The organism is Kitasatospora sp. NPDC058063 (assembly GCF_042885395.1).
In the GTDB taxonomy this organism is placed as follows: Bacteria; Actinomycetota; Actinomycetes; order Streptomycetales; family Streptomycetaceae; genus Kitasatospora; species Kitasatospora lactacystinica.
In genome coordinates, this window is sequence record NZ_JBHVSD010000009.1 from 221,664 (window position 1) to 232,733 (window position 11,070).

Sequence of the window (11,070 nt, forward strand, 5' to 3'; positions counted from 1 at the left end):
CGCTCCGCCCGGACGGCCTCCGGTCAGGCCTCGACCGGCGCCGCGTCCAGCTTGGCGACCAGCGCCGTCACCTTTCGGGCGATGTCCGGGGCGTTCAGGCCGATCTCGGCCAGGATCTCGGCGCGGCTGGCGTGGTCCAGGAACTCCTGCGGGATGCCGAAGTCGCGCACCGGCAGGTCCACGTCCGCGTCCCGCAGCGCCTGCGCCACGGCCGCGCCGACGCCGCCCACCCGGCCGTTGTCCTCGATGGTGACGACCACCCGGTGCTCGGCCGCCAGGCCCGGCAGGGCCCGGTCCACCGGCTTGACCCAGCGCGGGTCCACCACGGTGGCGGTGATGCCCTGGGCGGCCAGCAGGTCGGCGACCTCCAGGCTGGTGGGGGCCATCGCACCGACCGAGACGATCAGCACGTCGGCGCGGTGAGCGCCGGAGGGCTCCTCGGCGGCGCGCAGCACGTCCATGCCGCCGATCCGGCCGACCGCGGGGACGGCCGGGCCGACCGTGCCCTTGGAGTAGCGGACCACGGTCGGGGCGTCCTTGACCTCGACGGCCTCGCGCAGCTGGGCGCGGACCTGCTCGGCGTCGCGCGGGGCGGCCAGCCGCAGGGACGGGATGAGCTGCAGCATCGACATGTCCCACATGCCGTTGTGCGAGGCCCCGTCGTCACCGGTGACGCCGGCCCGGTCCAGGACGAAGGTGACGCCCAGCCTGTGCAGGGCGACGTCCATCAGCACCTGGTCGAAGGCCCGGTTGAGGAAGGTCGCGTAGACCGCGAACACCGGGTGCAGGCCGTTGGTGGCCAGGCCGGCCGCGCTGGTGACGGCGTGCTGCTCGGCGATGCCGACGTCGAAGATCCGGTCCGGGAAGGCCTCGGCGAACGGGGCCAGGCCCACCGGGTGGAGCATGGCGGCGGTGATGCCGACGATGTCCTCGCGCTCGTGGCCGAGCGCGACCATCTCCTCGGCGAAGACCGAGGTCCAGCTCCGCCCGCCGCCGCTCTGGATCGGCAGGCCGGTCTCCGGGTGGATCTTGCCGACCGCGTGGAAGCGGTCCTCGTCGTTGTTCTCGGCGGCGTGGTAGCCGCGGCCCTTCTCGGTGAGGCAGTGCACGATCACCGGGCCGCCGAAGCCGCGCGCCTTGGTCAGCGCGGACTCCAGGGCGGTCATGTCGTGGCCGTCGATCGGGCCGATGTACTTGAGGCCGAGGTCCTCGAACATGCCCTGCGGGGCGATGAAGTCCTTGAGGCCCTTCTTGGCGCCGTGCAGCGTCTCGAACAGCTGCTGGCCGACCACCGGGGTGCGCTGGAGCGCGTCCTTGCCCCAGGACAGGAACCGCTCGTAGCCCTGGGTGGTGCGCAGGGTGGCGAGGTGGTTGGCCAGGCCGCCGATGGTCGGCGAGTACGAGCGCTCGTTGTCGTTGACGACGATGACGAGCGGGCGGTCCTCGGCGTCGGCGATGTTGTTCAGCGCCTCCCAGGCCATGCCGCCGGTGAGCGCGCCGTCACCGATGACGGCGACGACCGGGTCGTTCTTGCCCAGGATCTGGTTGGCCTTGGCCAGACCGTCGGCGTAGGAGAGGACGGTGGAGGCGTGCGAGTTCTCGATCACGTCGTGCTCGGACTCGGCGCGGGACGGGTAGCCGGACAGGCCGCCCTTCATCCGCAGCCGGGAGAAGTCCTGGCGGCCGGTGAGCAGCTTGTGGACGTAGCTCTGGTGGCCGGTGTCGAAGAGGATGCGGTCGCGCGGCGAGTCGAAGACCCGGTGCAGCGCGATGGTCAGCTCCACCACGCCGAGGTTGGGCCCGAGGTGGCCACCCGTCTTGGAGACCTCGGTCACCAGGAAGGTCCGGATCTCCTGGGCCAGTGCGGCCAGCTGTCCGGGCGTGAGCCGGTCGAGATCGCGCGGTCCCCGAATGCGGGTCAGCAGGGCCACCCGTTCCTCCTCGTTCAGTGTTCGCGGACCACGGAAAGTCCGACGGGCGTCGCTGCCCGGTCCGGTGCCACGCCGGCGGTCCCGGCCGGGGCCGACCGGTCGAGTCTAATGTCCGCCTCCCGGACGCCGAGCGGCGCGCCCGATGCCACGGTTCGGTTACCGCCATTCCGGGAGGTCGGGCGGGGGAGGCGGGTCACGCCGGATTGACGCACTGGCGTTCGACCATGCTTATCCGGGCGGAGCCGACCGTCCGGGACGGGACGTTCGGGACGCCCCCGTCCGCGGTGCGCCGGCCGAGGTGCGCCGGCCGAGGTGCGCCGGCCGAGGTGCGCCGGCCGGCGGCGTCAGGCGCGGCCGAGCGCGCCCGACTCCCCCATCTCGCTCATCACCAGGGCCAGCGCCCCGAGCACCTCGGCCCGGCCGCCGAGCGTGCCGGGGACGACCGAGAGCTGACGGGCGGCGCTCGGGATCGCATAGCGGGCCACCGAGTCGCGGATCGGGGCGAGCACCAGCTCGCCGGCCTCGGCGAGGTCCCCGCCGAGGATCACCCGGCGCGGGTTGAGCAGGTTGCACAGGGTGGCGACGCCGGTGCCGATCTGCCGACCCGCGTCGGCGATCACCCGGCGGCAGCCGAGGTCGCCCTGCTGGGCCAGCTCGACCACCCGGGGCAGGCTGAGGTCCGGGCCGAGGGTGGGGGCGAGCAGCGAGAGCAGGTAGCGGGAGCCGACGAAGGTCTCCAGGCAGCCGCGGTTGCCGCAGCGGCAGACCGGCCCGGCCTCGTCCAGGGTGATGTGCCCGATCTCACCCGCGGTGCCGCCCGGCCCTCGGTAGATCTGCCCGTTCACCACCAGCCCGGCGCCGACGCCGCTGGCGACCTTGATGTAGGCGAGGTCGCTCAGCCCGCGGCCGGCGCCCCAGACCAGCTCGCCGAGCGCGCCCAGGTTGGCGTCGTTGTCCACGTGCACCGGCATGCCGAGCCGCTCGGTCAGCTCCCGGCCCGGGGCGATGCCCGTCCAGCCGGGCAGGATCGCGGTGGAGCCGAGCGCGCCGGTCTCCACGTCGATCGGGCCGGGCACCCCGAGGCCGACGCCGATCACCTTGTCGGGGCGGAACCCGGCCTGCGCCAGCAGCCGCTCGACCATCGCCTCGGCGCGGTCGAAGCCCTGCTGGGCGGAGACGTCGACGTCGATCGGGGCGCTCTCCTCGGCCAGCACCCGGTGGGCCAGGTTGCCGACCGCGACGCGCAGGTGGGTGTGGCCGAAGTCGATGCCGACCACGATGCCGGCGTCCCCGCTGAGCGAGACGCTGCGCGCGCGGCGGCCGCCGGAGGAGGTGTCGGCGACCACGACGGTGCCGCTCTCCTTCAACTCCCGCACGATGTTGGACACGGTGGCCGCGGACAGTCCGGTGCCGCGGGCGATCTCGGCCTGGGTCAGCGAGCCGGCCATCCGCACCGCGCGGAGCACCCGTTCCAGGTTCGCCCGGTGCAGCGACGACTGCGAGCCCGGTGTGTCCGTCGACATGATCCACCCTCCCAGGGCGGGGACCCCTCCGCCGGGCGTCCCCTTCAACTCCTGAAGGGTACGGCCCGGGGGCCCGGGCAGGGGTCCCGGCCGGTGGTCCCGGCCGGGGCGGGCGGGGCCCCGGGCGCGGACGGCGGCCGACCGGCGCGGACCGGAGCGCCGGGGCGCGGGCGTGGCGGCGCGGTGATCGGGGGGTGAAGGTGTTGCGCGGCCCGGACCTGCGGAGACGGGGATCGGCTCTCCTGGCGGCGGCCGAAAACGACACACCATTAGCATGGTGCCCAATTCTCACCCGTCCCCTCGGAGCCGTGGACGGCACCGGCAAGGGGACGCTTCCAGACATGACGGGGAATCAGATGGCAGGGGATCACCCTACGCCGGGGTCAGGCGAAACGCCCGGCAACGGTCCGCAGGACAACCGGGGCGTCTCGTTCGGGCGCCCGCCGGGCGGCGGTGTGGATCCGGCCGCCGTCGCGGACCAGATGACGCAGCTCGACGGCGCGGCCGTCCCGGGCCCGGCCGCGCCCGCGGGCCCGCCGCCCGCCCAACCGCCGACGCCGCCCGCGCAGCCGCCCGCCGGCAGCCCGGAGTACGCGGCGTACGCGCCGACCGCGGCCGGGTTCCCCAGCCAGGCCCCGCCGCCGCCCGGCGCCGCCCCGCTCGGCCCGTACGACCCGGTCCCCGGTTCCCCGTACGGCGCCCCGAACGCCGGGCAGGCCTACAACACCGGCGGCTACAACTACCCGCAGCAGCAGCCCGGGTACAGCTACCCCGTCGCGCCCGTGCCGCCCAAGCAGCGCAACCCCGTGATGCTGTGGGGCGGGATCATCGGCGGTGTGCTGGCGATCTCGATCGTGGTCGCCCTGGTCGTCCTGCTCAAGGACCCCGACCCGTCCCCCGACCCGGCCCCGGGCCCGGTCGCCGCGGACAGCGGCGGCACCACCGACAACGGCGGCACCAGCAGCGGCCCGACCCCCGGCCCCGGGCCCAAGGGCGGCAGCTACAACGTCGCCTGGAGCGTCCCCAAGCCGGCCGGCGCCGACACCTCGACCCAGCTGCTCGGCGTCTGGGGCACCGACAAGCTCGCCGTGCGCGTCGACGGTTCGGGCATCAAGGCCTACAACCTGACCGACGGCAAGGAGGCCTGGACCGTTCCCGTCCCGGCCGGCAGCAAGGAGCTGTGCACCGCCTCCTACGGCGCCAACTCCAAGGGCGTCGCCGCTGTCTCCTTCAACACCGGTGACAGCGACTGCTCCACCGTCGGCGCCGTCGACCTGACCCAGGGCAAGCTGCTCTGGAGCGTCAAGGTCTCGGCCGACCGGATGTCCTCGCCGACCCTCAGCGTCACCGAGAACGTGGTCGCCGTCGGCGGCAACATGGTCGGCGCCCTGAACATCGCCAACGGCCAGCCGGCCTGGCAGTTCCAGCCGCGCGACAAGGACTGCTCCGTGCGCGGCAAGGCGGCCGGCGTCCAGATCGCGGTCAGCGACCGCTGCTACGGCACCACCGGCCCGAAGTCGCAGCTGGTCGTCGTCAACGCCGAGACCGGCAAGCCGACCAGCGCCCCGATCACCCTCACCGGCAGCATCGAGCAGGTCGACTCGGTCGTCCAGGACAAGCCGCTGGTGCTGCTGATGTCCAGCGGCCCGCAGGGCGACTACATCCTGCCGTTCGACAAGGACAACAAGCCGGGCAACCAGATGTCCGTCAAGGAGCCCGGTGCGGACAGCCTGCGCCTCTCCGGCCAGGACGAGGCCGTCACCCGCAACGTGGTCAGCGGCACCACGCTGTACGTCCAGGTCAGCGGCGGCAAGCCGGGCATCAACGCCTACGACCTGACCACCGGCAAGCGGCTGTGGGCGGCCACCTCCGGCTCGACGAGCAACGACATGCGCCTGGTGGCCGGGACCGACAAGGACGGCAAGGTCCGCGCGGTCGTCGACCAGGGCTACAACAAGCCGGCCCGGCTGGTGACGCTCTCGCCGACCGACGGCTCGCTGTCCGACCTCGGCACCATGACCATGCCGAGCAGCATGGGCATCGGCAGCAGCAGCTCCGAGTACCTGATCTCGGACGACGGCGCCGCGGTCTACGCGTTCCGCCGCTTCAGCGCCAGCGACGGTCCGCTGACCAAGTGGAAGAAGTGACGCCGGGCCGACGAACCGACCGGCGCCCCGGGCGAACCGGTTGACCGGGGTGACCGGGTTGACGACCGGGGTGACCGGGGTGACGACCGGGTGACGACCGGGGCATGACCCCTCGTCGCGGACCACGCGGGCGGGGCAGGAACGGGCTGATCGCCCGGGCCCGCCCCGCCCGCGATTTTTCGGCCGCCCCGTCCGTTGGACGTGCGAGGATTCGGAGCATCAGTCTGACAAAGGAGTGCAGCGAGTGCCCGGCACAAACCTGACCCGTGAGGAGGCCCGCACCCGGGCCGACCTCCTCCACGTGGACGCGTACGACATCGAGCTCGACCTCGGTTCGGCCCGTGAAGGCGGTACCTTCCGGTCCACCACCGTGGTCCGGTTCACCGCCACCACCCCCGGCGCGGAGACCTTCATCGACCTCGTCGCCCCGAGCGTCGAGGAGGTCGTCCTCAACGGCGTGCGGCTCGACCCGGCGAGCTTCGCCGACAGCCGCATCCCGCTGCCGGGCCTGGCGGCCGAGAACGAGCTGCGGGTCGTCGCGACCTGCGAGTACACCAACACCGGTGAGGGCCTGCACCGGTTCGTCGACCCGGTCGACGGCGAGACCTACCTGTACACCCAGTTCGAGGTGCCGGACGCCCGCCGGGTCTTCGCCAACTTCGAGCAGCCCGACCTGAAGGCCGCGTTCGCGTTCACCGTGACCGCGCCGAACGGCTGGGTCGTGGTCTCCAACTCGCCGACCCCGGAACCGGTCGGCGAGGGCGACACCCGGGTCTGGACCTTCGAGCCCACCGGCCGGATCTCCAGCTACATCACCGCGCTCGTCGCCGGCCCGTACGTCGGGGTCTTCGACACCTACGAGAACGGCGAGCAGAAGGTGCCGCTGGGCGTCTACTGCCGGCCCTCGCTGCGCGAGTTCCTGGACCCGGAGGCCGTCTTCGAGGTCACCAAGCAGGGCTTCGACTACTTCCAGGAGAAGTTCGACTTCCCGTACCCGTTCGCCAAGTACGACCAGCTCTTCGTCCCGGAGTTCAACGCCGGCGCGATGGAGAACGCGGGCGCCGTCACCCTGCGCGACCAGTACGTGTTCCGTTCCAAGGTCACCGACGCCGCCTACGAGGCCCGCGCCGCGACGATCCTGCACGAGCTCGCCCACATGTGGTTCGGCGACCTCGTCACCATGGAGTGGTGGAACGACCTCTGGCTGAACGAGTCCTTCGCGACCTACGCCGAGGCGGTCTGCCAGGCCGAGGCTCCCGGCTCCAAGTGGCCGCACTCCTGGACCACCTTCGCCAACCAGATGAAGACCTGGGCGTACCGGCAGGACCAGCTGCCGTCCACCCACCCGATCATGGCGGAGATCAACGACCTGGAGGACGTCCAGGTCAACTTCGACGGCATCACCTACGCCAAGGGCGCCTCGGTGCTCAAGCAGCTGGTGGCGTACGTCGGCCAGGACGCGTTCTTCCAGGGCGTGCAGGCGTACTTCAAGCGCCACGCCTGGGGCAACACCCGGCTCAGCGACCTGCTCGGCGCCCTGGAGGAGGCCAGCGGCCGCGACCTCAAGGCCTGGTCCAAGGCCTGGCTGGAGACCGCCGGCATCAACGTGCTGCGGCCCTCGATCACGGTGAACACCGACGGCGACATCGAGTCCTTCGCGGTGCTCCAGGAGGCCCCCGCGCTGCCCGCCGGCGCCAAGGGCGAGGCCGTGCTGCGGCCGCACCGCATCGCGATCGGCGTGTACGAGCTGAACGGCGACGCGCTGGTGCGCACCGACCGGATCGAGCTGGACGTCGACGGCCCGCGCACCGAGGTGCCGGAGCTGGTCGGCCGCCACCGCCCGGCCGTCGTGCTGCTGAACGACGACGACCTCTCGTACGCCAAGATCCGGCTCGACGAGGACTCGCTGGCCGTCGTCACCGAGCACCTCGGCGGCTTCGCCGACTCGCTGCCGCGCGCGCTGTGCTGGGCCTCCGCCTGGGACATGACCCGCGACGGCGAGCTGGCCGCCCGCGACTACCTGGCGCTGGCGCTGTCCGGCATCGGGCGCGAGAGCGACATCGGCGTGGTGCAGTCCGTGCACCGCCAGGTCAAGCTCGCCCTCGACGCCTACGCCGACCCGCAGTGGCGCGAGCAGGGCCTCGACCGCTGGGCCGCCGCCGCGGAGGAGCACCTGCGCGCCGCCGAGCCCGGCAGCGACCACCAGCTGGCCTGGGCCCGCGCCCTCGCCTCGGTCGCCCGTACGGACGGTCAGCTGGGCCTGCTCGCCGGGCTGCTGGACGGCTCGGTCGAGATCAAGGGCCTCGCGGTCGACACCGAGCTGCGCTGGACCCTGCTGGTGCGCCTCGCCGCCACCGGCCGGGCCGACGAGGCCGCCATCGCCGCCGAGCTGCAGCGGGACAACACCGCGGCCGGCCAGGAGCACGCGGCCACCTGCCGCGCCGCCCGGCCGACCGCCGAGGCCAAGGCGCAGGCCTGGGCGTCGGTGGTGGAGTCCGACAAGCTGACGAACTATGTGCAGGAGGCCGTCATCGCCGGCTTCCAGCAGTCCGACCAGCGCGAGCTGCTCGCGCCGTACGCGGCGAAGTACTTCGCGGCGGTCAAGGGCGTCTGGGAGACCCGCAGCCACGAGATCTCGCAGCAGATCATCGTCGGGCTGTACCCGGCCCTGCAGGTGACGGCCGCGACCCTGGAGGCCACGGACGCGTGGCTGGCCTCGGCCGAGCCGGCGCCGGCGCTGCGGCGCCAGGTCGTCGAGGCGCGGGCGGGCGTCGAGCGCGCCCTCAAGGCCCAGGACGCCGACCGTGCGGCGGGGGCCCGCTGACGGTGCGCTAACAGCCGAAGGGGCGCCGGACGGGATCGTCCGGCGCCCCTTCGGGGTCGTGCGGGTCCTGGTGGACGTCGTGCGGGTCCTGGTGGACGCGGCGCTCGCCTCTACGAGGAGCTACTTCTTCTTGGCCTTGCTGCCGTACGGCATACCGGCCAGGGCGGCGATGATCGCGAAGGCGACGAGCGGGACCACCACGTACAGGCCGATGGTCTCACCGACACTCAGGCCGGAACCCGGGTCGTCACCGTCGTCCCTGGTGAAGGCCATGGCGGGCGACGACAGCAGCATCATCAGCGTGACCGTTGCGCTGACCGCGCCGGCTCGCAAAGCATTCCTCTTGTCCACGTTTCCAACTTACCCGCCGCTTACAGGACGGCGCGCGTCGGGGTCCGCCTGGCGGAGTCGGGCAGGGAGCCCGGCAGGAAGTCGGGCAGGGCGAGGAGCTGGGCCAGCAGCCCGGCGGCGGGGGCGGTGGCGAGGCGTTCCAGGGTGACCGGCCCGCCGGAGCCGTCGGCGACCGGCAGGCGCCAGTTCGGGTACTGGTCCCAGGTGCCGGGCAGGTTCTGCGGGCGCGGGTCGCCGACCAGGTCCGGCAGCCAGACCCCGACCAGCTCCGCCGGGGTGGCCCGCAGGAAGCGGTACAGCACGGGCATCGTCAGCGGCTCGTCCGGGCCCAGCAGCCCCAGCCCGGCCAGCTCGGCCCGCCAGTCCGCCAGCTCCGCCGCCGCCTGCTCCTGCTCCTCCCCCAGCGGCCGGGCCAGCAGGCCCAGCCGGTGCCGCAGCTCGACGTGCTCGCCGGAGAGCCGGGCCGCGGTGCTGGGCAGGTCGTGGGTGGTGAGGGTGGCCAGGCAGCCCGGCCGCCAGCGGTCCGGGCCGAGGATCGCGCCGCCGGCCTGCCAGTCCCGCTCGAACCAGAGCACGGACGTACCCAGCACCCCGCGCTCCGCCAGCTCCTCCCGCACACCCGGCTCCACCGTGCCGAGGTCCTCGCCGATCACCGCCGTACCGGCCCGGTGCGCCTCCAGCGCCAGCACCCCGAGCATCGCCTCCGCGTCGTAGCGCACGTACGCGCCCTCGGTCGGCGGATGGCCCTTCGGCACCCACCAGAGCCGGAACAGGCCCATGACATGGTCGATCCGCAGCGCCCCGGCGTGCCGGGCGGCGGCCCGCAGCAGCTCCGCGAACGGGGCGTAGCCGGCCTCGGCGAGCGCGTCCGGGCGCCAGGGCGGCAGGCCCCAGTCCTGGCCGTGGGCGTTGAAGGCGTCCGGCGGGGCGCCGACCGAGATGCCGTCGGCCAGCACGTCCTGCAGCGCCCAGGCGTCCGCGCCGTCCGGATGGACGCCCACGGCCAGGTCGTGGATCAGACCGACCGGCATGCCGGCCCCGCGGGCGGCCCGCTGGGCGTGGGCGAGCTGCTGGTCGACCTGCCAGGCGAGCCAGCGGTGGAACTCGACCCGCTCCGCGAGCTCCTTCTCCGCCTGCTCGACCTGTGGGCCGTCCGGGTGACGCAGGCCCTTCGGCCAGTGCTGCCGGTCCGGGCCGTGCTCCTCGGCGAGGGCGTTCCACAGGGCGTGCCGGCGCAGCCACTCGCCCTCACGGCGCAGGTACGCCTCGTACTCGGCCTGGCGGCCGGGGCCGCGCGGCACCTCGTGCAGCAGTTCCAGGGCCTCGCGCTTGAGCTGCCAGACGGCGTCCCGGTCGATCAGCGCGTCGTGGCCGAGGACCTCCTCGCGCAGCCGGGCGGCGCGCCGGGCCGGCTCCTCGGCCCCTTGCCGTTGCTCCGCGGTCAGGTACGCGTACTCGGGGACGTCCTCGACCCGCAGGTGCACCGGGTCGGCGAAACGGCGCGAGGACGGGCGGTACGGGGAGGGGTCGGAGGGGGCGCCGGGCAGCGCCTGGTGCAGCGGATTGATCTGCACGAAGCCCGCGCCGAGGCCCGCCCCCGCCCACCGGGCCAGCTCGACCAGGTCGCCGAGGTCGCCCATGCCCCAGGAGCGCTCGGACAGCACCGAGTACAGCTGGGCGAGGAACCCCCAGCTGCGGCCGGGCAGCTGGGGCGGCCGCTCGGGGACGACGATCAGCGCGGCCCTCGCCGTCCGTTCGCCGCTCCGCGCCGTGAGCACGTGACGCCCCAGCGGCAGGTCCCCCGGCACCCAGTGCGAGTGCCCCCGCGGCAGCTCCCAGCTGCCCCCGTCCTCCAGCTCCACCCGCAGCCGGGCGTCCGCCGGCACGTCCAGCGCCGCCCGCCTCCCCTGCCGCACCACCACGCACGGCGGCAGCAACCGGGCCCGCTGCCCGGCCCGGTGACGCTCCAGCGCCTCCCGCGCCTCCTGCGGCGTCCCGGCCACCACCCCCATCGCCCCCAGCACCGCGACCAGCGTCCGCGCCCCCACCGTCTGCCCGCCGGCCCCCGGGTACCGGGTGTCCACCCCGTACGCCTGCGCCAGCGCCACCAGTTCGGCGGGCGGCGGCGGAGCGTCCTGCGCCGGCACCTGCTCGGCTCCGTCACTGTCGTGGTAAGCGGCCACTCGCGGCTCCTGCGATGTCTCGGCAACGCCCGGTCGGGACAGCCACAGTCCTACCCGCGTGACACCACGATCACCCAGCGCGACACGACGGTGCCGGACGGAACGGCCGGG

At 73.7% G+C, this 11,070-nt stretch carries 6 protein-coding genes; 2 read left to right on the forward strand and 4 right to left on the reverse strand.

All coding sequences use genetic code 11. The features are described 5' to 3' along the window. Positions 1 to 23 precede the first annotated feature (23 nt). Together dxs and ACFVUY_RS18185 are read right to left on the reverse strand one after the other, a co-directional pair. A complete protein-coding gene (gene dxs, locus ACFVUY_RS18180; protein ID WP_387730940.1) occupies positions 24 to 1,931 on the reverse strand; it encodes a 1-deoxy-D-xylulose-5-phosphate synthase in 1,908 nt (635 codons plus the stop codon). A 344-nt stretch (positions 1,932 to 2,275) separates the two neighbouring features. Further along, positions 2,276 to 3,454, reverse strand: a complete 1,179-nt coding sequence (locus tag ACFVUY_RS18185; RefSeq protein WP_387730942.1) for an ROK family protein — start codon at positions 3,452 to 3,454, stop codon at positions 2,276 to 2,278. A gap of 482 nt (positions 3,455 to 3,936) precedes the next feature. Here ACFVUY_RS18185 and ACFVUY_RS18190 point away from each other — a divergent pair, with 482 nt between their 5' ends. Continuing rightward, positions 3,937 to 5,601 carry a PQQ-binding-like beta-propeller repeat protein gene (locus tag ACFVUY_RS18190; protein WP_387730945.1) on the forward strand — a complete coding sequence of 555 codons (1,665 nt, stop codon included), beginning with the start codon at positions 3,937 to 3,939 and terminating at the stop codon, positions 5,599 to 5,601. Positions 5,602 to 5,845: 244 nt separating this feature from the next. After that, on the forward strand, positions 5,846 to 8,425 hold the full coding sequence (gene pepN, locus ACFVUY_RS18195; RefSeq protein ID WP_387685558.1) for an aminopeptidase N: 2,580 nt from the start codon (positions 5,846 to 5,848) through the stop codon (positions 8,423 to 8,425). Between the two features lie 120 nt (positions 8,426 to 8,545). Here pepN and ACFVUY_RS18200 read toward each other — a convergent pair whose 3' ends face one another. Both ACFVUY_RS18200 and malQ read right to left on the reverse strand, forming a co-directional pair. Then, positions 8,546 to 8,776, reverse strand: coding sequence for a hypothetical protein (locus ACFVUY_RS18200; protein ID WP_387685556.1), 231 nt, complete (start codon positions 8,774 to 8,776; stop codon positions 8,546 to 8,548). Positions 8,777 to 8,796: 20 nt separating this feature from the next. Beyond that, entirely contained in the window at positions 8,797 to 10,959 is a 2,163-nt protein-coding gene (gene malQ / locus ACFVUY_RS18205) for a 4-alpha-glucanotransferase (protein WP_387730947.1), read from the reverse strand. Positions 10,960 to 11,070 lie beyond the last annotated feature (111 nt).